The 21895-nt window shown below is 42.6% G+C and carries 22 protein-coding genes and 1 other annotated feature; of the genes, 9 read left to right on the forward strand and 13 right to left on the reverse strand.

Going from position 1 to position 21895, the window contains the following annotated elements; translation table 11 throughout:
* Positions 1 to 272 precede the first annotated feature (272 nt).
* On the forward strand, positions 273 to 1151 hold the full coding sequence (locus AA84_RS0103815) for a LysR family transcriptional regulator (protein ID WP_028976098.1): 879 nt from the start codon (positions 273 to 275) through the stop codon (positions 1149 to 1151).
* 79 nt (positions 1152 to 1230) lie between these two features.
* Here AA84_RS0103815 and AA84_RS0103820 read toward each other — a convergent pair whose 3' ends face one another.
* Positions 1231 to 2211, reverse strand: a complete 981-nt coding sequence (locus tag AA84_RS0103820) for a YitT family protein (RefSeq protein ID WP_028976099.1) — start codon at positions 2209 to 2211, stop codon at positions 1231 to 1233.
* A gap of 434 nt (positions 2212 to 2645) precedes the next feature.
* Here AA84_RS0103820 and AA84_RS0103825 point away from each other — a divergent pair, with 434 nt between their 5' ends.
* The 4 genes from AA84_RS0103825 to AA84_RS18915 all read left to right on the forward strand — a co-directional run bounded on the left by AA84_RS0103825 (position 2646) and on the right by AA84_RS18915 (position 5552).
* Positions 2646 to 3551: a DsbA family protein gene (locus AA84_RS0103825; RefSeq protein ID WP_028976100.1), complete on the forward strand. Its 906-nt coding sequence runs from the start codon at positions 2646 to 2648 to the stop codon at positions 3549 to 3551.
* Between the two features lie 169 nt (positions 3552 to 3720).
* Positions 3721 to 4950 (forward strand): DNA polymerase IV, encoded by a 1230-nt coding sequence (locus tag AA84_RS0103830; protein WP_028976101.1) that lies wholly within the window; start codon positions 3721 to 3723, stop codon positions 4948 to 4950.
* Positions 4947 to 5312 (forward strand): YhjD family protein, encoded by a 366-nt coding sequence (locus tag AA84_RS0103835; RefSeq protein ID WP_028976102.1) that lies wholly within the window; start codon positions 4947 to 4949, stop codon positions 5310 to 5312. The genes AA84_RS0103830 and AA84_RS0103835 overlap by 4 nt, the downstream gene beginning before the upstream one ends.
* A 69-nt stretch (positions 5313 to 5381) precedes the next feature.
* On the forward strand, positions 5382 to 5552 hold the full coding sequence (locus AA84_RS18915; protein ID WP_160168690.1) for a hypothetical protein: 171 nt from the start codon (positions 5382 to 5384) through the stop codon (positions 5550 to 5552).
* A gap of 64 nt (positions 5553 to 5616) precedes the next feature.
* Here the strand turns inward: AA84_RS18915 and pepF are convergent, their stop codons facing one another.
* The 3 genes from pepF to mecA all read right to left on the reverse strand — a co-directional run bounded on the left by pepF (position 5617) and on the right by mecA (position 9753).
* The gene (pepF, locus tag AA84_RS0103845; RefSeq protein ID WP_028976103.1) at positions 5617 to 7428 is read right to left on the reverse strand and encodes an oligoendopeptidase F; all 1812 of its coding nucleotides are present in this window, start codon (positions 7426 to 7428) and stop codon (positions 5617 to 5619) included.
* A gap of 76 nt (positions 7429 to 7504) precedes the next feature.
* On the reverse strand, positions 7505 to 8731 hold the full coding sequence (locus AA84_RS17010) for a competence protein CoiA (RefSeq protein ID WP_160168691.1): 1227 nt from the start codon (positions 8729 to 8731) through the stop codon (positions 7505 to 7507).
* Between the two features lie 320 nt (positions 8732 to 9051).
* Complete coding sequence (mecA, locus tag AA84_RS0103855; protein WP_028976104.1) at positions 9052 to 9753, reverse strand: adaptor protein MecA; 702 nt, start codon at positions 9751 to 9753, stop codon at positions 9052 to 9054.
* Between the two features lie 301 nt (positions 9754 to 10054).
* On the opposite strand from mecA, the gene AA84_RS0103860 reads away from it, so the two are divergent.
* The gene (locus AA84_RS0103860) at positions 10055 to 10738 is read left to right on the forward strand and encodes a TerC family protein (protein ID WP_028976105.1); all 684 of its coding nucleotides are present in this window, start codon (positions 10055 to 10057) and stop codon (positions 10736 to 10738) included.
* 98 nt (positions 10739 to 10836) lie between these two features.
* Here the strand turns inward: AA84_RS0103860 and spxA are convergent, their stop codons facing one another.
* Both spxA and AA84_RS19485 read right to left on the reverse strand, forming a co-directional pair.
* The gene (spxA, locus tag AA84_RS0103865; protein ID WP_010026365.1) at positions 10837 to 11232 is read right to left on the reverse strand and encodes a transcriptional regulator SpxA; all 396 of its coding nucleotides are present in this window, start codon (positions 11230 to 11232) and stop codon (positions 10837 to 10839) included.
* A gap of 306 nt (positions 11233 to 11538) precedes the next feature.
* A complete protein-coding gene (locus tag AA84_RS19485) occupies positions 11539 to 11664 on the reverse strand; it encodes a hypothetical protein (protein ID WP_255304688.1) in 126 nt (41 codons plus the stop codon).
* A gap of 309 nt (positions 11665 to 11973) precedes the next feature.
* On the opposite strand from AA84_RS19485, the gene AA84_RS18920 reads away from it, so the two are divergent.
* Positions 11974 to 12135, forward strand: a complete 162-nt coding sequence (locus AA84_RS18920; protein WP_156031517.1) for a hypothetical protein — start codon at positions 11974 to 11976, stop codon at positions 12133 to 12135.
* Between the two features lie 31 nt (positions 12136 to 12166).
* On the opposite strand, the gene AA84_RS0103880 is transcribed toward AA84_RS18920, so the two are convergent.
* From AA84_RS0103880 to AA84_RS0103900, 5 genes are all read right to left on the reverse strand, one after another.
* Positions 12167 to 13162, reverse strand: a complete 996-nt coding sequence (locus AA84_RS0103880) for an ABC transporter ATP-binding protein (RefSeq protein WP_028976106.1) — start codon at positions 13160 to 13162, stop codon at positions 12167 to 12169.
* Entirely contained in the window at positions 13162 to 14181 is a 1020-nt protein-coding gene (locus tag AA84_RS0103885; RefSeq protein ID WP_028976107.1) for an ABC transporter ATP-binding protein, read from the reverse strand. Before AA84_RS0103885 ends, AA84_RS0103880 begins: the two co-directional genes overlap by 1 nt.
* Before the next feature lie 11 nt (positions 14182 to 14192).
* Positions 14193 to 15203 (reverse strand): oligopeptide ABC transporter permease, encoded by a 1011-nt coding sequence (opp3C, locus tag AA84_RS0103890; RefSeq protein WP_037562898.1) that lies wholly within the window; start codon positions 15201 to 15203, stop codon positions 14193 to 14195.
* Positions 15204 to 15205: 2 nt separating this feature from the next.
* On the reverse strand, positions 15206 to 16132 hold the full coding sequence (locus AA84_RS0103895) for an ABC transporter permease (RefSeq protein ID WP_028976109.1): 927 nt from the start codon (positions 16130 to 16132) through the stop codon (positions 15206 to 15208).
* 133 nt (positions 16133 to 16265) lie between these two features.
* Positions 16266 to 17939 carry a peptide ABC transporter substrate-binding protein gene (locus AA84_RS0103900; protein WP_028976110.1) on the reverse strand — a complete coding sequence of 558 codons (1674 nt, stop codon included), beginning with the start codon at positions 17937 to 17939 and terminating at the stop codon, positions 16266 to 16268.
* Positions 17940 to 18231: 292 nt separating this feature from the next.
* Here AA84_RS0103900 and AA84_RS0103905 point away from each other — a divergent pair, with 292 nt between their 5' ends.
* On the forward strand, positions 18232 to 18627 hold the full coding sequence (locus AA84_RS0103905) for a DUF3899 domain-containing protein (RefSeq protein ID WP_028976111.1): 396 nt from the start codon (positions 18232 to 18234) through the stop codon (positions 18625 to 18627).
* Between the two features lie 59 nt (positions 18628 to 18686).
* Positions 18687 to 18938 (forward strand) — a binding site (T-box leader).
* A 59-nt stretch (positions 18939 to 18997) separates the two neighbouring features.
* A complete protein-coding gene (trpS, locus tag AA84_RS0103910; protein ID WP_028976112.1) occupies positions 18998 to 19990 on the forward strand; it encodes a tryptophan--tRNA ligase in 993 nt (330 codons plus the stop codon).
* A gap of 55 nt (positions 19991 to 20045) precedes the next feature.
* On the opposite strand, the gene AA84_RS0103915 is transcribed toward trpS, so the two are convergent.
* Entirely contained in the window at positions 20046 to 20924 is an 879-nt protein-coding gene (locus tag AA84_RS0103915; RefSeq protein ID WP_028976113.1) for a helix-turn-helix domain-containing protein, read from the reverse strand.
* 163 nt (positions 20925 to 21087) lie between these two features.
* Entirely contained in the window at positions 21088 to 21837 is a 750-nt protein-coding gene (locus tag AA84_RS0103920) for a YjbA family protein (protein ID WP_028976114.1), read from the reverse strand.
* Positions 21838 to 21895 lie beyond the last annotated feature (58 nt).

Consider the following 21895-nt stretch of genomic DNA (forward strand, 5'->3'; position numbering starts at 1 on the left):
TTTGTAACATTCATACTATGACAATATCGATTCATTGTCTAATAAATTCTGTAAATCGTATTGATGCACAGAACGTGTTAATGAGCGACATGCCAAAAATTGTTTTTCTCGGCAAGATATATGCGATTTTCCGCTGCAACTATGGTACTATATAGGGTACACCTTATAATATAAAAACCGTCAATTTTGTGACGGTTTATTTAGGGCCTGAAACAAGCAGGAACATTATCCTGTTCCGATACTATTTTCCTATATTCTAGGAGTGATCATTCATGGAGTGGCAACAGATTGAATATTTTCAAAAGGTCGCTCAGCTGCAACATATGACGCAAGCGGCGGAAGATCTGTCAATCTCACAACCTGCATTAAGCCGGTCAATTGCCCGGCTGGAAGAAGAACTTGGCATCCCTCTTTTCGAAAGACAGGGAAGAAGCATTATTTTAAATCAGTACGGCAAAGTGCTTTTAAAGCATGTAAACCGAATCCTCAAAGAAATCGATGATACAAAAAAAGAAATACAATCGCTGCTCGATCCTGAGTACGGCGAGGTATCCCTTGGTTTTCTTCACACGCTGGGTGTCAATATGATCCCTAATATCCTCCGCACATTTCAAAAAGAGCATGCAAACATCAAAATTAAACTCTATCAAAATAACAACGTCTCGTTGCTGAAGCAGCTTCAGGCAGGAGAAATTGATCTCTGTCTTGTTCATCACTCCTATGAAGACCCGCATATTCAATGGGAAAAATTATGGGATGAAGAATTGTTTCTGATGGTCTCTGCATCGCATCCGCTCGCGCGCCGGGAATCGATTACCCTAGATGAAATTCAATCGGAGCCGATGATTGCCTTAAAAGAAGGCTTTGAGCTGCGCAAAATTGCGGACAAACTCTGTCGCAAAGCAAACTTCACACCGAACATCACATTTGAAGGTGAAGAAGTGACCACACTGGCGGGACTGGTCGCCGCAGGACTCGGTGCCGCTCTGATGCCGGATCTAAAGGATATCGACCATAGCAAAGTGGCCAAGATCCATGTTCGCTGGCCCAGCTGTTCGCGTCAAATTGGGCTTTCCTGGTATGAAGATCGCCCGCTGTCACCCGCCGCTGCTCACTTTAAACGTTTTGTCTTTACGCATTATCGAAAATAAAAAAGCGCTTCTTGGCCAGTAAATGCCAAGAAGCGCTTTTTGGTTGTCGTATCAAAAATCCATAATAACAGCAGCTTGCTTATTTTACTGCTGATGAATGAAAGAGTTTCTGGAAATGTTCATAATCCTGATATCCTAATGTTTTTTGCGCTTTTTGCGTGTGCTCGCCGTGTTTCATCGCTTGAACCGCTCGCTGCTGCTCTTCTGTGTGAAAGGTACCGATGATCTTGTTTGTCTCCAAAATATTTGTGAAGGCATTGGGATCAATGGCTTTAATCAGGCGTTCGATCTTGTAGAGTTCGTAATGGCTGATGACGATCATCAAAGTGGTCTTCTTAGATCCGGTAAATCCGCCGTATGAAGGAATCACCGTTATACCGCGATCAAATTGGTCTTGTATCGCCTTAGTCAGACGCTTCGACTCGTTGGTAACCGTCATCACCGTCAACTTTTGATACTTCGTGTGAATCATATCGATCACATAGCTGTTTACAAAGCGTGAAATTAATGTATACAGAGCATATTGCCACTCATAGACCGCACCCGCAATCACAATAATGATACCGTTTAAGATCAGAAAATATTTTCCTGAAGAGGCATTGCGATTGCGCCGCGTCAAATAGATCGCGATGATATCCAGCCCACCGGTTGAAATTCCATATTTCAGTGCCACACCCACTCCGATCGCGGAAATCATGCCGCCAAAAATAGAATTGAGCAGCAAGTCTGAGGACAGCGGGTGTATCGGCAAAACGGTCAGAAAAAACGACGTTAAGACTACGGTAATGAAACTAAACAAAGTAAAGCTCTTCCCTACCTTGAACCATCCTAGAAGGGCAATCGGCAAATTCAAGATCAAGACCAGCAGCCCAATGGAAAGATGAATATGCGCGCTGTCAAGCAAAATATCGGAAATCAGCTGGGCTGCACCATTGATACCTGCCGCATAAACATGGGCTGGAACAAGAAATAAATTCATGCTCAATGCACACAAAAAAGCAGCACAAACTGCAATCACTAATTTTTTTATTAGTTCTCCAAATGTAAAGCCAGGTAGCATCTTGTTCTTCCTTCTTCATTTGATATGATTCACTTATTATTGATCTCCCTTAATTCCCCGGGTCTCACATTATAACACCATGAGTATTGGATTCAAGCTTGGGAAACATTTTCCTAATTATTTTATTTGTCACACTAAACGAATGATTCAGCCATGGATTCAACGTGAACACAAGTGATGAGAAAACCCCTGAGTTGCCCTTCACGATCGGAACTTGTTACAATAGATAAAGCTTAAACAGTGCTTTTTTCACACGTGTTTTGTCTGAGTCAATGAATAAGTTGACGAGAATATCATAAAGGAAGGCTGAATTTAGCAATAATGAATCACGCTATAATGAGAGAGATCACTTCGACTATTGGCAAAGCTTATTTGAATCCAGCGTCTTTTTTTGACCCCGTTTATTTAAAATTTCTTCGAGAGGTGGGGATTTCATGACACACTTTAATGAAGGAATGACATGTGAGGGAGCACTGGGCAACGAGTCATGTTCACTAAAAAACGGTAAAAAGCGGTCTTTTCAACGCGTCGAGATTCTGATGTTTATCGATCCGCTTTGTCCGGAGTGCTGGGGATTTGAACCTTTGCTCAAAAAATTTCTTCTTCAATATCATAAGTATATTGACTTTCGTATCTTACTGACAACTAATCATGATACGGCAAATTGCTGCCGATTTCACCAAGCCAAGAAAATTGCTGAGGAATGGGACAAATATGCGCGTCTGACCGGTATGTGCTGCGACAGCGACGTATGGCTTGAAAACCCTCCCTCTCTTTATTCGATTGCCTATGCTATTAAGGCTGCCGAATTTCAAGGGCGCGCGGCAGGTCAAATGTTCCTAAAGCGAGTGCGTGAACAAATCTTTTTGAGAAAACAAGGCTTAAATCAATTTGACGAGCTTCTCAAGGTCGCTCGTCTCGCCGGATTAAATGTACAGGAATTCTCAAATGACTTTCACTCCTGCCGGCCGATCAAAGCATTTCAGTGCGACCGTAAATTAGCCAATGAGCTGTCCATTACCGAATTGCCGACTCTGGTCTGTTCAACACCATGTAATGATTCAGAAGCCATTAAAGTGAACGGTCATTATCCTTACTCAGTCTATGTACAGATTCTTAGCGAATTATTAAACGAGCGGCCGATTCCCGCCTCGAATATTCCGCTCAAAGATTACTTTAAACAGCAATTTTTCCTAACCACTCAGGAAGTTGCCGTTATCTATGACCTATCCGAAGACGAGGCATTAAAGGAATTGCACAAACTGCAGCTGCAACAAGTTATCGAGCCGATTATGTTAAAAACCGGACAGTACTGGTCCTATCTTACTCGTGCGAACTAAAAGCTGCATAGCGAAACAGATCGCCCTGCTTCCGCTTGGACAGCAGGGTTTTTTCTTGTCTTTCAAACCACTTATCTCATTATACAGAACATATGTTTTTATTTCCAGTATTAAAAGAACGTTTGTTCGTGTATAATAAATCCATAGTTAATGAATGGAGGTGGTGCAGATGGATCATACAATTTTTCTGATCGATATGCAGACGTTCTATGCTTCTGTTGAAAAGATGGACTTTCCGGGATTTAGGAGCAAACCTTTAATTGTTGCGGGCGATCCAAAGCAGCGCAGCGGCATTGTGCTTGCTGCCTGCCCCATCGCCAAGCAATTCGGTGTGCTGACCGCCGAACCGCTTGGACAGGCATTGAACAAATGCCCACAGGCCATCGTCCGTCTGCCGCGCATGCAGCACTATATTAACATGTCTGCCGCGGTGACCCGCTTTCTCCAACACTATACCCATTTGGTTGAACCTTACTCGATCGATGAACAGTTTATGGATGTGACTTCAAGTCTGAACCTTTTTGGTGATCCGCTGACCCTTGCTCAAAAAATCCAACAAGACATGCAGCGGCGTTTCGGGATCTACGTACGAATTGGAATCGGACCAAATAAGGCACTGGCAAAAATGGCATGCGACCATTTCAGCAAAAAGAATCAAACGGGCATTTCTCTATTAAATAAAAGGAATATGGAAAAAAAATTATGGGCGCTGCCGATCGGTGCACTTTTTGGGGTTGGGCAGCGAATGGAACAGCACTTCATCGGGATGGGCATTCGCAAAATCGGCCATCTCGCCCGTTTTCCGGTCGACCTGCTGCGCAAACGCTGGGGCGTGAACGGGGAACTGCTCTGGCAAACCGCTCATGGATTGGACGCATCTCCAGTCTCGCCAAATACATTTATCGACCAAAAAGCAATCGGACATCACCTAACACTTCCCTACGACTACACTGATCAACAAGCGATTCGTGTCATTCTTCTTGAATTAAGCGAAGAAGTGGCGGCTCGTGCCCGCTCAGAAAGGTATATGGGAAGTGTTGTCTCTATAGGTGTGTCCGGTCCCTTTGAGCAGCACAATGGCTTTCATCGCCAAATCACATTGCCTTATGCAACAAATTTTGGTTTGGACATTTACCATGCGGTTCATCGTCTTTTCAACGAAAGTTGGAACCGCCAGCCCATTCGCGCCGCGGCCGTAACGCTCAGTGATCTTCAAAAAAGTACGGAAACGTTTCAATTGGATCTGTTTGCACGGATTGAAGAAAAAGCGAGGCTGAGCGCTGCAGTGGACCGTATTCACTGCAAGTATGGCAGAACAGCACTCTTTCGAGGAGCATCCCTTCTGCCAGCCAGTCAGCTTCGTGTACGTGCAGGTAAAATTGGAGGCCACTTCAGATGAACGATCATGATGTATCTCTTCCCGCATCGGAAATGAGCAAAGATGAAACCCGTATTGCTGCTGAATACATGCTTCTGCCGCTGATTAAAAGAGCTTTCGTCCATGACCGCAAAGCACTTGCAGCTTCGGATACCAAATTTAAGCACCTTTATTTAGAAGTTCTTGACGATATGACGGAACAGGTCAGAGCAGATCTGATAAAAAATAAACAAGAACTTTTTGACCAGCAGATGCAGATGATTCGTCACGACTGGTTCTGCTATGAGGTATATGCACGCGGGCGTTTATTTGAATTGGTCTATCAAAAAAGTGTAGCAATGGATTGGATCTATGAGCGTGTACGCAGTTACCTTCGTCCTTAAGCCCCCGCTGCATGTTTTCGCATAAGCTGTCATAGGCTTGTTTTAAACAAGCTGCGGAGGTTGAACCCGATGAAATTGGTTATGCTCTGTCTGTTGTTTGTAATGGCGGTCCTTTGCTTTGGTTATTTTCTGCTTGGATTGCTGCATTTAGAATCCCTGTTCTTGTCCGGAATCCTTTTCTTTACCCTTATTTTTTTGATTGTTCGCATGCTCACGTGGAATCAGAAGCGCAGCCGCTAAAAGAGGGCGTCTCAAAAGTCAAGTTCTGACTTTTGAGACGCCCTCTTAGTCCATTTTTCAGGTTTCAGAAAAGCAAGCGTTCCGTTTCATCAAGAACATTCGCAAATACATCCATTGCCTGCTGCACCGGTTTCGGTTCAGCCATATTTACGCCTGCTTTTTTAAGAATTTCAATCGGCGATTCCGAACTTCCCGATTTGAGGTAGTTCTTGTAGCGTTCAACAGCCGGTGTCCCTTCCTGAAGAATTTGCGCAGACAGTGCTGAGGCAGCGCTGAACCCCGTTGCATATTGGTAAACATAATAGTTGTAGTAGAAATGCGGGATTCGTGCCCATTCCAGACCAATTTGCGGATCAACAACGATATCCGGTCCAAAATAAGTTTTATTCAAATTGTAGTAGGTTTCAGTCAAAAGATCCGCCGTCAATGCTTCGCCTGCACGAACTTTTTCATGAATGATGTGTTCGAATTCGGCAAACATGGTCTGCCTGAAGACCGTGCCTTTGAAGCCTTCCAACTGATTGTTGAGCAAATACAGTTTTCTTTTCTTATCATCGGTGTGATTGAGCAAATAGTGATTCAGCAATGCTTCGTTGCAGGTGGAAGCCACTTCTGCAACAAAGATCGAGTAATCGGAGTACGGATACGGTTGGCTGGTGCGTGAATAGTAACTGTGCATCGAATGGCCAAGTTCATGAGCCAGCGTGAACATGCTGTCGATGTTATCCTGCCAGTTCAGCAAGATGTACGGCATCGTGCCGTAGCTTCCGCCCGAGTAGCCGCCGCTCCGCTTGTTTTGCGTTTCACGGACATCAATCCAGCGTTTCTCAAATCCGTCTCGAATGCTATCCAAATAGTCTTCACCAAGCGGTGCAAGCGCTTTGAGCACGATTTCTTTTGCCTCATCATAGGTGACCTTGATTTTTGCATTCGGCACCAGCGGCGCATAAAGATCATACATATGCAGCTCATCCACTTGCAATGCTTTTTTACGCAGTGCTACATAGCGGTACATCAATGGCAAATGTTCATGAATCGTTTTAATCAAGTTATCATACACTGCTTCAGGAATATCATTTCGGAACAAAGCAGCTTCACGTGCCGATGTATACTTGCGCGCATTAGCATAGAACGAATCGCGTTTGATTTGTCCGCTCAAAGTGGAAGCGAGTGTATTTTTAAACGCACCGTACGTTTTATAGACGCCTTCAAACGTATCTTTGCGCACCTGTCTGTTCTCGCTTTCCATAAGCGTGCCGTAGCGACCATGTGTAATTTCAACATCCTGTCCGGCTTCGCCTTTGATCGTCGGAAACTTCAAGTCCGCATTATTCAGCATCCCAAACGTAGTCGATGACGCATCGGTAACCTCTTCAACAGCAGCAAGCAGTGCTTCTTTTTCACTGTCAAGCACATGGGGGCGCGTCCTGATGATTTCGTCAAGTGCATGGCGATAGAGCTGCAATGACGTGCTTCCTTCAACGAATTGTTTCAGCCGTTTGGGATCAATTGCCAGAATTTCCGGAACGATAAAGGCCAGCTTGCTGCCGGCAACTGCAGCAAGACTGCTCGCCCGGTCATGAAGAGCCTGAAACGTTGCATTTGCCGTGTTTTCATCATTTTTCATATGTGCATACACATAAACCTTGTACAACAATTCGGTGACTTCATCTTGCTTTTTCAATAATGCATATAAGGAATCGGCTGACTCGCCGATTTTCCCCTTAAACTGTTCGGCTTCAGCGATCAGCTCTTTCACTTTTTCAAAAGCCTGCTCCCAAGCAGCAACACTCGGGTAGATCGCTTCCAAATCCCAAGTTTCTTCAACCGGTATATCCTCTCGTTTTGGGAGGGCGGTCGTTTTCCCTTCAGCCATTGCGGCACCTCCGTATTTCATGTATTTACCAATAATTATATCCTACTTCTTTTTGAACATTTGCGCAAAAATTTGCTTATTCTTTGAGCGGATCATCAAGCAGTGCCGCTTCTAACTGTACCAGCGTTTGGCGATCCTGCTTGAGACATTCAGTGAACGTTGTTTCGTTCACTTGATACGGAAACAAACGATAAGATGCGCCGCTCTGTTCAGCAACACGCAAACGTACCAATTGTGTTAAATAGACAGCAATCAGCTGCCCGGCTGTTTTAGTGGGACATAGTGGAAGCGGGCGAAGCGCGAATAAATCAGCAACCCCTCTTCGGCTTGCTTCTTCAAGCATCCGTTCGGGCGTAAACCAATAGCCGGGTTGGATTCGGCCGAGCAAAAGAACCAGCCACATCTGCCAAAGCAAAGGAGGATTCAGAAAATAAACGAACGAATGATGCGGCAAGCCGACATAACTCGGGAACCAAGCAAAGTGCTGACGAAATTGATAGACTTGACTGCGCAAAAGATATTCTTCACGAGTCATACGCAAAGGACGTGCAAGTCTTTTTCTTTTCTTCATGGTAAGCCAAAGTCGTATAAATGGTTCGGGTGCAAAATCGAGATGAGGGGCAAGCAATTGATAGGGCTTGCATTCAGACAGTATACAGTAACTTTGCTGGGAAATAAAATAAGTTTTTGACAATGGAGTCAGGCAGGAAGCTAGAAGAAAACATTTTGTCGAAGCATTATAAAACCAGATAAAATAGGGTGAAGAAAACGGATGTTGTGATGAAGCAGCTCTAGATCGGCGAATCGCCATCGAAACGAAACCGGAGAGGCGGATCATGTTTCGTTTGTAGCTGTAATGATGCGTACCAATAATCCAAATCGGGGTTATATGCCTTTGAAGATAACCAATTGACCGTTCTGCTAATCGTTTTTCCGGTATCGCGCTGCACTGATACTCAAGCGCTGTCGGTTCGATCCCGGGCAGATACACATCCGGCCTCTGGTGCAGTTCGGGTAAATAGTATTCCAAACGGGGCGCTCTTCCGGCGGAACGGCTCCAATGAAACAGATCATATTTGCCGGCTAAATGCGCCTCTGTCTCAGGTTCATTCTCTACGAGACACGTATGATGCGGACGATGTGCAAAATGCCAGCGCCGCTTCTCGCCGGCTTTGAGCAATACGGGAGCATGACAGATCGGGCAACGGAACGACTGATTGCGCAACTGCGTTAATTCTTCGCGCGACCCTGCCCTCTCAGCCAGCGAAATACGCTGCGCATCGACGGTTGACGCGATGAGCAAAAAATCACCTCTTTTCATGTTATTTATTCTGCACGCACAGGCTAAACTCCTGCTTTCCTGCAGAATCTGCTTGCCTCACGCTGCACTTTCGCATTGGGCACAGGACGTACTTTCACAGGATGTGATGAGTTCGTGTCTTTTCGGTGCTGAATCATCGCTTCGGTTACTCGCCTGCCGCGGGCGCCAGAGTACCTCCGCTTTGATTCTCGGTCAAGACACGGGTCTATGAGGTTGAAGACGGGGCAGAACCCGTATACTTTTTTATTCTGTGAAAAAAAGCCTGCCGATGATCGGCAGGCTCGTTTTTCACAGGAAAACGATTATTTAAGTAGAGGAAAGTGCTGTTTAATGGTTTGCAGTGCTTCTGTCTTAATGATTTCATTTCCATACTCATCGAGTACATACGGTGTAAGATTCGTGTCAAGCCCATACTCCAGCATCTTGCTTAAATCATTATCCTGATCTTCATCAGACAGACAATCATCAAAAGTAACGTTTAAATAGTAGCTGTTCTTGTATGCATAAAGTGCGGTATCCATCGCCTCGTGAGCCGGAAAAGCATGGCTCAAGGCGATCAAATTCTCAAAATCGGCAAATCCGATTATAAATGAAATCGGCTGATCATCCTGAAAAGAATCATCTTCTGAATGATCAAGCTCCTCATTCTTGTTTTCAGACGCCTTGGCCCGATTTGAACCCTGATCGTCGTCATGGTCGTTAATTGGTATGTCCAGATGTTTATCATCTGATAGCGGCAATTGAAGGTTGGATCCATCTTTTGAAATCTGTGCACGAGTCACAATAATTTCCATACCCTTTTCCAAGGCTTGAACCTGAATCCAAAGCGGACCTTCAAGTGAAAAAGATTCTTGAGTGTGTGCTTCATCCATCATTTGCCAAAAGAGTTCTTCACTTCGATCACGGTTATACCATATCTCCTCGCGATCAAAGCCAAGATCCTCAATATCCAAATAACTGATATAGAACTTCAGCGTATTTTCATTAATCCGTTCGATTTTCACTGCGATCTCTCCCTTCTTTATCAATAGGTATGGGAGTGACAACTGCCGATAGGACAACATGTATCCTGTACCTCTATTGTATGATAAAACGGCCGTCATGGAAATAAAAATAATCCGTATTTAAACGATTCCGCACTTGCCCCATCAACAAGCACTGTTTCGATTAATTGCTTCATTCTATTGATTGCTTAATCTAATTATGCAGCAAATGACAAAAATTGTTTAAAACACGCGTTGACGGAATGATTCAGGACAAGTCCGCATAAATTGAACGGAGACAGAGGAAAGGAGCTCATCACGCATGTCTTTTGATCTTGATACGCTGCTTTTTATCTTAAAAATCATTTTCATCGATATTATTCTAGGCGGAGACAATGCGGTTGTCATCGCTTTAGCATGCCGCAGGCTCGAAGAAAAAAAGCGCAATGAAGCGATTCTTTTAGGTACCGGAATAGCGGTGATCATCCGTATCGCATTGACCGCAATCGTTGTTTCACTGCTGAATATTCCTTACCTGCTTCTCGCCGGAGGCTTTTTCTTAATCATCATTGCCATCCGTCTGATTACGAATAGACAAGAAAAACATAATATTCGCGCAGGGATATCATTGGTAGCTGCTGTACGAACGATCGTCCTTGCAGACATGGTCATGGGTTTTGATAACATGCTTGCAATTGCCGGTGCATCAAAAGGTCACATCGGCTATATTGCAATCGGTCTTATCTTCTCCGTTCCAATCATTGTCTGGGGAAGCAAAATTATTTTAATCGCTATGGAACATGTTCCTTTTCTCATCTATGTCGGCGGCGGTATTCTTGGCTACACAGCTTCCGAAATGATCATGGATGAACAGGAAATTCGTTGGATTTTTGAAACCTATCCTCAACTTACCCATATCTTTCCAATCCTGCTCATTGTTGCTCTGCTTGTGACCGGATGGCTGTACAACCTCTTTTCCTCATGGAAATTTGCGAAGAGGTCTTAGCATTAGTCGTGAAATAAGAACGACCGCCCAATCGAGGACGGCCGTTCTTATTTCTAAACAATGAATCGGATGTCAATTAAAAAAATCCCGTTCACATGTTAATTAACCAATCGCTGTGCTTCTTGCAACTGAAAGGTACGTACCCTTCTAGGAAGAAAACGGCGAATCTCATCGTCATTGTAGCCAACCTGCAGCCGTTTGTCATCAAGCATAATTGGACGGCGCAACAATCCAGGATTTTCTTTAATCAATTCAAATAACTGCTGGATTGACATTGTCTCCAGTTGAATATTCAGTTCCTGAAAGGCCTTTGACCGTGTCGAGATAATCTCGTCCGTACCGTTTTCAGTCATGCGCAAAATATCTTTAATCTCTTCAATCGATAGTGGTTCGGAGAATATGTTCCGTTCTTTAAAAGGGATGTCATGCTCCCTGAGCCAAGCTTTTGCTTTTCTGCACGACGTGCAGCTTGGAGATGTATACAATGTAACCATATCTCGCCCTCCTTTGAATAATAGAAGCATTCTATTCACTAAGGCTTTCTTTTATTATATAATAATTCTTATAAATTTTATACCCTTTTTTGTATGAAAATAATTTCATATTTCACCAGAAAACAAGCTATTTTGCACCACGATTCGACATATTACGATCATTTCCAATAAAAATGCGGATTCTCATTTCGCTGCGAAACCCACTTGCTCTCGGTAGGTCAAAGGTACGCAAAAAGAGCTTCTCAAAAAGAAGCTCCTCAATACACATCACTATGTTTATTCGGTTTTACCCGCATCATATTCACCTTACGCCGGTAATTTCAGGTTCGCTGACGGTGCATCTTGCGACTTCGGTTGAAGCTGTCCTAAGGTCTCTTTCAACCATTTCCGAATAGAATGTTTGCGTCTCCGTCTGACGTCTTTCGGTTTCACTGATGATCGCCTCCTCACTCATTCGTCCAAATCTCTTCTCCGGTGGATCTCACAAGAGTATTCTTTGTCTGCCTTTATTCTCAACCCGACACGCTTGGTTGTCAAGGTAAAATTTTGACATGCCCCATTTCAAAGAAGCAGTGCCCCTTCTTGAGACTCGACTGTGATTATGTTAAGCTTGGACATCGTTATGGAACATATCGCCGTTTCACCGAACCTTGAGGTAAATGTCTTCACGACATCCTCTTATACTATATGTGAAGCGCGCAGAAAGTATTCACAGGAACAAACCTTAATGGAGCTGATTTTATGACCCGCTGGATTACCTGCTTTCTCGCTTTGCTTCTGATCATCGCCATCATTCTGTACCATTTTTTTCACTTGCTAACGATGCCGATGATTATTGTGCTGCTTCTCTTTAACATTCTTTTCTATTTTGTGCATCTTTTCATCACTTATCGAAAAAAATAATCCTTGCAGAATATCCTGCAAGGATTATTTTTTATACTTTTTCTGTTTTTATTTCTTCATCATGAAGGTGGCAGGCCACCCAGTGGTTCTTTTCTGCTTCATGCCATTTCGGTCTGACTTTTGCACAGATATCCATAGCAAATGGACAACGTGTTCTGAAACGACAGCCGCTTGGCGGATCAATTGGACTTGGCACATCGCCTTCAAGAATAATACGCTCGCGTGTCCGTTCAATCTCCGGGTCAGCAACCGGGATTGCCGACAGCAACGACTGCGTATAAGGATGCAGAGGATGATCATAAACGTCATCACTGGATGCCAGTTCGGCCATGTTCCCCAGATACATGACCCCAACGCGATCACTGATGTGCTTCACCATCGAAAGATCATGAGCAATAAACAGGTAGGTCAGACCCTGTTTCTCCTGAAGCTCCTGCATTAAATTGACAACCTGTGCCTGAATGGAAACGTCAAGTGCTGAGATCGGTTCATCGGCAATGATAAAGTCCGGATCTACTGCAAGTGCCCGTGCAATCCCAATGCGCTGTCTCTGTCCGCCACTGAACTCATGCGGATAACGGTTGGCATGCTCACGATTCAGCCCAACCGTTTCGAGCATCTTATAGACACGATCCATGCGTTCCTTCGGTGATTTAGCCAAGTGGTGAATGTCGATACCTTCTGCAATAATATCTTTAACAGTCATTCTCGGATTCAACGAGGCATAAGGGTCTTGGAAGATCATCTGCATCCGTTTCGATAAATGCTTTTTTTCATTGCGGCTCATCTTGCCGCCTACATCCTGTCCGTCGAAAATGACTGTACCATCTGTAGGATCGTAGAGTCGAATGATTGTCCGTCCGGTTGTTGACTTTCCACAACCTGATTCGCCAACAAGTCCCAAGGTCTCACCTTTATACACGTCAAAGGTCACGCCGTCGACAGCCTTGAGTACGTCCTTGCGGGAAACATTGAAATATTTTTTTAGATTTTTCACTTGTAACAGTTTTTCATTCTTTGCAGCCATTATGCTTCCCCTCCTACACCAATCGTTGATGGCGGATCTACTTTTGGCGCACGCTCATCAAGTAGCCAGCAGGCCGTTTTCTGACTGCCTGAACTCGCTGTGTATTGCGGCATATGGTCGATGCATACATCCATCGCATAAGGACATCTAGGGGCAAATGGGCACCCTTTTGGTGGTTTTCTCAAGTCAGGAGGTGTACCCGGTATAGCCAGCAATTTATCCGTTTTTGCATGCAGTTTCGGCATAGAGGACAGCAGCCCCCATGTATACGGATGTTTGGGTTTATAGAAAATTTCGTCAAGCGTACCTGTTTCAATAATTTTTCCACCATACATAACAGCAACACGCTGCGCAAGATTAGCCACAACACCAAGATCATGCGTAATAAGGATAATTGAAGTGCCCATCTTTTCCTGAATATCCCGCATTAAATCCAAGATCTGTGCCTGAATCGTAACATCAAGAGCGGTGGTCGGTTCATCAGCAATCAAGATCTTAGGATTACATGCTAAAGCAATCGCAATCACTACACGCTGCCTCATACCACCAGAAAATTGATGAGGAAATTCATCTACACGTTTATCTGGATTGGGAATTCCAACAAGCGCTAATAATTCAATCGCTCTTTTTCTCGCATCATGTTTTGATATCTCTTGATGTTTAATTAATCCTTCCATAATTTGACTTCCAATTTTCATTGTGGGGTTTAACGCAGTCATCGGATCTTGGAAGATCATTGATATATCTTTTCCTCTGACTTTTTGAATTTGGTGTTTTGAATACTTCAGTAAATTATTACCTTCAAAAAGAATTTCTCCATTTTTTATACGTCCAGGGGGCGATTCAATTAGCCCCATAATTGCTTTCGATGTTACCGATTTTCCGGAGCCAGATTCACCTACGATTGCTAAAGTCTCACCCTTGTGCAAAGTTAGATCTACACCGCGAACCGCTTGAACCTCACCACCGAATGTTTCAAAAGAAACCTGTAAGTTTTTCAATTCGAGAATTTTTTCCACGGTCATTCACCTTACCTTCTCTGCTTAGGATCAAATGCATCACGGAATCCATCACCCAACATGTTAAATGAAATCAATAAAATACAAATAATAATTGATGGATAGAGGACCTGAAAAGGGAAGCTTTGCATTGCAGCAAAACCATCATTGATCAAGGAACCAAGTGATGCATTGGGTGCCTTAATACCTAATCCAATAAAACTAAGAAATGCTTCAAAGAAAATGGCATTAGGAATGGTGAACATCGTAGTAATAATAATTTGACCCATTGTATTAGGAATTAAATGCTTGGTAATTAGTCGTGAATTAGATGCGCCTAAAGTCCGCGATGCAAGCACGTATTCAGCGTTTTTCAATTTAAGTACTTGTCCACGAACAATACGCGCCATACTTGTCCATCCGGTCAGAACCATAGCTATAATAATAGAAGCAATACCTGGTTTTAATACAATAATAGCCAGAATAATAACAACAAGGTTGGGGATACCCATGATCACTTCAATGATACGCTGCATGATATTATCGACTCTTCCCCCATAATAAGCAGAAATCCCACCATAGGAGACCCCAATAATCAAATCAATTAAAGCAGCGACAAGTGCAATAAAGAGTGAAATCCTTGTACCACTCCAAATTCGCGTCCATTGATCTCGCCCGAAATTATCCGTACCCATCCAGAAATTCCCTTTAACATTCTTGGCTTTGTATTGATCAATTCCATTTTTATCCACACCATCGAATGGAAGCCAATGGATATTAGATAAAACACCGATTTTCGGGGGCATATTTGCCCGAGTTAGGTCCTGATCATCGATTCCATATTTGTTCATGTGGGGGCCAATAATCGCCATTAAAATTAATAAGGCAATGATTATAGCTCCGATTAACGCACCTTTATTGTTAATTAAGCGACGCATAACATCTTTACCAAAACTTAAACTTGGTCTTGAAATTTTTTCATTGGCAGCTGGATCCATATGAGCCGGTCTGAACGATGTTTCAGTGATATTCGGATTTGCCATATTTATTTTCCTCCTGCCAATCTAATTCTTGGATCGATAACCCCGTAAAGGACATCAACAATAAAGACAATAAAAATAAACATTGAACTATAAATAATGGTTGTCCCCATGATCATAGGATAATCATTTGTATAGATGGATGTTACAAACTGTTCACCGATCCCTGGTATAGCAAAAATCTTTTCAATAACGAGTGATCCTGTAATGATATTTACAAATAGCGGACCGAGAATTGTTATCACTGGAATCAGGGCATTACGTATCGAATGCTTAAAAATAACTTGCATCGTTGTTAATCCCTTGGCTTCCGCCGTTGTGATGTAATCAGATTGCAACACTTCAACCATCTCTGTTCGCATAAACCGACCAACTGTCGCAATAACTATAGTAGAGAGTGAAAAAGCTGGCAAAATTCGATTTATGGGTCCATCCCAATAAGCAACAGGAAAGATTTGATACTTAACCGCAAACCAATATTGGAGTAAAGCAGCAAAAATAAAGGAAGGAATTGAAATTCCTAGTACTGCTATGATCATCGATGTGTAATCCCAAATGGTATTACGTTTGATTCCTGCTATAATACCTAACAATAGCCCAATAACAACTCCAATAATAATCGCCTCTATACCCAATTCAATGGATATTGGAAATTTTTCGCTCAGAATTTGAGTAACAGAGCGGCCGTCATATTGAAAGGAGTAGCCAAGATTTCCATGAAACATATTCGTTATATACTTCACAAATTGGATAGGCACAGGTTGATTCAATCCATAAGTTTCATTTAAAACTGCAATTTGCTCCTTCGTCATCTTCGCAGCATTTCGATAGGGCGTGCCCGGAAGTAACTGCATCGAAAGAAAAGTCAAGGTTACGATTACAAAGAACGTGACAACCATATAGCACAGCCGTTCAAAAGTATACCGGATCAAGCTTTTATGTCCTCCCTCATCCGAATGTTCCAAAATAGAACTTTGAATCATTCTCTTAAATTGAAAAAAGGAGAGGATATGTTTTTCATGACATATCCCCCCCTCTCAATCCATGACATCATCAATTAAACAATTAATGTTCTAAAATCTTAGCATGTTGGAAGTTATCATTGAAACCAGATCCTGGTACAAAGAAACCTTTAACATACGGCTTTGTGACATAGGCTGCCCCTTTTTGATATGTCGGTGCAACAGCCTGATCTTTTTCAATGAGAACACGTTCAGCTTCTTGTAATTTAGCGAAACGTTCTGCTGGTTTGTCACCAAGATTAGAAGCATCCTCAATTAATTTGTCATATTCCTTATCAGAATAGCCAAATGGATTATAAACGCTGTCCGAGGTGAAAAGATCAAGGAAAGTCATCGGATCAAGATAATCCGGCGACCAACCACTTGTATTCATCTGATAATCACCAGCTGTATCCAATTTTAAGAATTGCGACCAAGGTTGTTTGTTGATCGTGATTTTAACGCCAGGTAAGTTGGAAGTAATCTGATTGGCAATATATTCAGCCATTTTCACACTAGTATCAACATCACTAGTCAAAAATTCAAGGTTAAGCTTTTTAACTCCTGATTTTTTCCAGAGTTTTTTAGCTTCTGCTTTATTTGTCGCATTAAATCCGTTCGGATACTTATCTCGATAATCTTTTCCATCCTGATCCTTAGCGAATCCCTTAGGAATGGCATAATTGACACCTATTGAACCGTTATTCAAAAGAACTTTTGCTAAGTTATCGCGATCAACTGACATTGAGAAAGCTTTACGAACATTTACATCTTTAAATTCAGGTACTGTCTTTTGATTAAAACGAACCCAGAAGTTTACAGCCAAAAGTGCATTGTGATACTGATCTTTCTGGCTCTTGAATTCATCAACGAACTGCGCATCGAGGTGCGTCATATCCGTCTTACCCGTTTTATAAAGTGATACTTGGGTTGCTGTATCTTTAACCACTTTAACATTAACTTTGTTTAAGTAAGTATGCTTAGCATCCCAGTAATCTTTATTTTTAACGTAAGTCCATCCTTCACCATGTTTCCAAGAACTTAATTTAAATGGACCGTTGAAGAGAATTGTGTTTGCTTCCTGACCATATTTCTTACCTTGTTTCTCAACAAATTCCTTTTTAGCTGGGAAAAAGGCAACGTTTGCCAACGAGCTTACAAAGTATGGTGTCGGTTTGTCGAGTTTGACTTCCAAGGTCTTGTCATCGAGTGCTTTGACACCTAATTGGTCAACTTTATCAAATAGTTTATTCTTCTTGTCTTCAATTTGAGCAGCATTTTTTATGTTGACTGCTGGAAAAATAAAAGCATATTGTGAAGCTGTTTTTGAGGCAACCATTGTTTGCCATGCATAAACAAAGTCGTCGGCAGTGACAGGGGTACCGTCGGACCATTTCGCATCGTCACGGATCTTAAAGGTGTATGTCTTTTTATCAGCACTAATCTTTGGCGCTTCTGCAGCCATATCAGGCTGTGCAACCATTTTTTCATCCATTCTCATTAAACCTGCATTAACCATGCCTAGAACGGTTGATGATGTTGTGTCTGTAACCTGACTCCAGTTGAGCGACGGAATGTCTGACATTTCAGAATAGCTAAACTCTTGTTTCGAAGCGAGTTTCCCACTTCCCCCACTCTTTTTGTTGCTGTCACTGCTGCTTGAGCTTCCGCAAGCGGACAGTACAAGACTCAAAGCGAGCACAAAGGACAGTACGAGTGACCATTTTGCCTTTTTCATAAAAGCAATAACCTCCCCTAAATTGCTATCTTTTTTAGGCTGGTTCCTGCTATACCCTTGTATGTATAACAAGAACCGTTCAACCTACAGAAGCTATTATACAAGTTATCTGTAATTTTTGCATGTTTTTTTTTTGAACTTGTCTGTCTCTTTCTCGTGAAAGATGTAGAATATATTGATGTTAAGCTATTTTTTGAAAATATATTTTTTAATATTATGTTATAATTTCTAACAAAAGTTCCATGAATCGACCTTTATCTAACAAACAATAAAAAATCATTCGAGGTGTTCCATGAGTAAATTTAGATTTAAAATAAAAAATCTGTATCTATTCTTTCTTTTTGTAGAAATCCTCATTTCCATAGTCACGCAGGGATTATTCGCCCGCGCCTTCTCTCTGATCACTTTGATCAACCATCTTTCCGTTGTCAGTCTGCTTTCTCTTAACCTCGGGCTCATCATTTTCATCATTCAAGGCGGCTTTTTCGACGGAATGACTTATAGCTTTAAACGGGTCGCACGTGCCATTAGAAAAAAACAGCTTGGGCAACAGGAAGCGGAAGCGGAAGCGCCGCTTGCTGAGATGAAGCACCGTGACGGATCGCAGCGCTGGCCGATTACTTGGCCGCTGATCCTTTCCAGTTTGCTCCTGTTTGTTACAACGGTTTTAATCTCACTTGCTTTTTAAAAGTGAAGTTGCATGAAAAAAGATTATTGACTATAATATTTAGCAATAACAGTGCATATGAAAGAGCAATGATAAAGAAGAGTACCTTGCGGAAAATCTTCAGAGAGCTTCGGACTTGGTGAGATCGAGGTGATGGACTGCATGGGAATGGACTTTTGAGCTGCAATCCGAACCTCAGAATCAAATCTGTCAGTAGGCATTGACGCCTCCATGCGTTATCATGGTGATGGTTCTCATTTTGTTAGGACCAGATAAGCTGTTTCTGTTTTGCAGAAAAATCAGGGTGGTACCGCGGTCTATTCGTCCCTTGTGGATGGATAGGCCTTTTTATATATCCAAAAAAATTGAAAGCATAGAAAGGTGATTGATTTTGGCAAAAATATTTTCCGGCGTACAGCCGACCTCCATCCCGACACTTGGCAATTACTTAGGTGCGATGCACAATTTTGTGACCCTCCAAGAAGGCAATGATTGTATCTATTGCATCGTTGACGAACACGCGATTACCGTACCTCAGGATCCTAAAGAAATTCAAAAGAACATTCGTAATCTGGCTGCTCTGTACCTCGCTATGGGCATCGATCCAAAGAAATCAATTCTGTTCATTCAGTCTGAAGTGCCTTGCCACGCCCAGCTCGGATGGATCATGCAATGTACAAGCTATATGGGTGAGTTGGAACGAATGACCCAATTCAAAGATAAATCAAAAGGAAAGAAGGCCATTCCTGCTGGACTCCTTACTTATCCACCGTTGATGGCTGCAGATATTCTGCTTTATCAAACCGAACTTGTCCCGGTCGGTGCAGATCAGAAACAGCATATGGAACTCACACGCGATTTAGCAGAACGGTTCAACAATAAATACGACGATGTGTTTACAATTCCTGAACCCTATATTCCTCCAGTTGGCGCGCGCATCATGTCACTCCAGGAACCGACGAAGAAAATGAGCAAGTCGGATACGAACCGAAAAGCAACGATCTTCACACTGGATCCGGAAAAAGACATCATCAAGAAAATTAAATCTGCAATTACCGATGATGAAGCCGTTGTCCGTTATGACCGCGACGCAAAGCCGGGAATCTCGAACCTGCTCGATATCTTCTCGCTCTGCTCCGGCCGTTCCGTTGATGCGTTGGTTACTGCTTATCAAGGCAAAGGGTATGGTGAATTTAAAACCGATGTTGCCGAAGCAGTGGTTGGCACACTGAAGCCGATTCAAGACCATTATGCGCAATTAATCGAGTCTTCGGAACTGGATCGAATTCTCGATGAAGGTGCCGAACGTGCCTATGCCATTGCAAAAGAAACATTAAGAAAGACTGAAAAAGCATTGGGGATCGGCCGTCATAACCGACACTAATCAAGAATCTAAAAAGACAGCCGCTTTGATGGACGACATCAAAGCGGCTTCTTTTCTAATTATCTTTTTTCACTATAGTAGAATTAAGAACGTCCTGAAGATAGTTTGCATGCGTCGCTGCTTGTGAAACACTTTCTAATTCGGTAAAGATCTGAACGGCTTGCCGGGCCATTGATTCACCCCTCTTGCGATAGCCTTGTTTAATCAGATAGATTCCTCTTAAATAAATCAGTTTAATCTTCATATAAGAGTCGTTCTCTTTATTAATCGAATCGTTTAAGAGAACAAGAAACGTATTGGCCTCCGCCAAACGATCAACTTCCATCAGAACCGTTGCCGTGTTCATTAGAATCAGTTGTTTCTTGTCGAGTCCGATCTCAAGCGGCTGATAGTCCATGCTCTTCTCGTAAGCCATTCGCGAAAATTTAATGATCAGCTCCGGAGGAAAGGAATACATTGAGTTCGCATAAACCACCAGCTCGTAATACCCCCAAATCGCTACACGTTCAAGGTAATCACTCAGAATACGTACATCATTCGGATCGGGATTTTGCTTTGAAATACGATGTGCGTAAAGCGCTGCGATCGCTGAAAAGTGAAGATATTGATCGCGTTTCTTCCTATTATAATAGTCGCGCATTTTTTCACGAGTGACCTGAAGCATATGAAGATTATCTTCCATAACATATCTTTTTAAATGCGTAAAAAAATCCTGAAAGTCGCCGACCTCATAACCATTGCTGATATAAAGAAACTCATCGACACTCACATGCAGCCTCTCAAGCAAATGAAGCAAATGAGTGAAGGATATATCACAGTCACCGCGTTCAAATCGTGAAAGAAAAGCAACAGAGACTTCACCTTGGGCAAGTTCATTCAGTGTCATTTTTTTCGATTTTCGCAGAAATCGTAATGTTGCGCCCGGATGTTTCATAGTTTCTCCTTTTTAATATAGTTAAATTTTAATTCTATAATACGAACTAATCACCCATTTGTCTATAGTGACCACTCATTGGAAAAAAATCACAGTATCGTTAAGGTTGATCTAAAAAAAGAGGATCAAGTACAACACTTGACCCTCAGTACTGCCGTTTCATTTAGTTCACTTTTGAACCTTTTTCAAGTTCCCACAGTTTTTCAAAATAGGCTTGTCCTTTTACCATACGTTCGCAGAGATCACTATGTTTTGCCGACCATCCGGGAATCATTCCTTCCACCAGTCCCTGCCACGCTTCCTCAAAACGCAATGTTCTGCTTTGAAGATAGCGCGTTGGATACCATTCTGTATACCAATAGCGCATTTCCTCAACATTTTTTGAAGCATGAAGTTGATCTAGGGCCATGAACAGCAGCTGCTTCAGCTGCCGTTCCTTACGCGTTAACCCGATCATCCACTTAGGATCCAGCGACAGCATGTGATAGTCTTTCTTCCTGATCGCTGCATCAGGAAGCGGATAAGAAGCGGTCTCTAATTTTTCTGCTTTTTGCAAGATCAGACTTTCTTGTCGCGGAATTAGTCTGCTCTTGCGAACGGGGATGGTATAGCCAAGTGTATCAGCGACAATACAACGTTCCCCGTCGGTTGCAATGAAACAATATTCGATGATTTCTCGTTGATTATTCTTACAGATAACGCTTCGATTGCGCACATCCTTTAGCAATTCCTGAGGCAGGTCCTGCAAGTTGTTTTCAATGTAATTTAGGAGCGGTTTCTCCACTCGAATTAGTGGGATCTGATCAAGCAGTTCAATAAAATCATGTTTGCGCCATTCGTAAAATTCGCAAACATTGTAACTGTTTTCTTCTCCCTCAAACCAGTTGACCCAGATATCACTGACGATCTCCATGAGATTCCATCTCCTCTGTTTGTTTTGCCAACATTATGGTCATTATTGGAAGATTTTA

The organism is Sporolactobacillus terrae DSM 11697 (genome assembly GCF_000648615.1).
Lineage (GTDB): Bacteria > Bacillota > Bacilli > Bacillales > Sporolactobacillaceae > Sporolactobacillus > Sporolactobacillus terrae.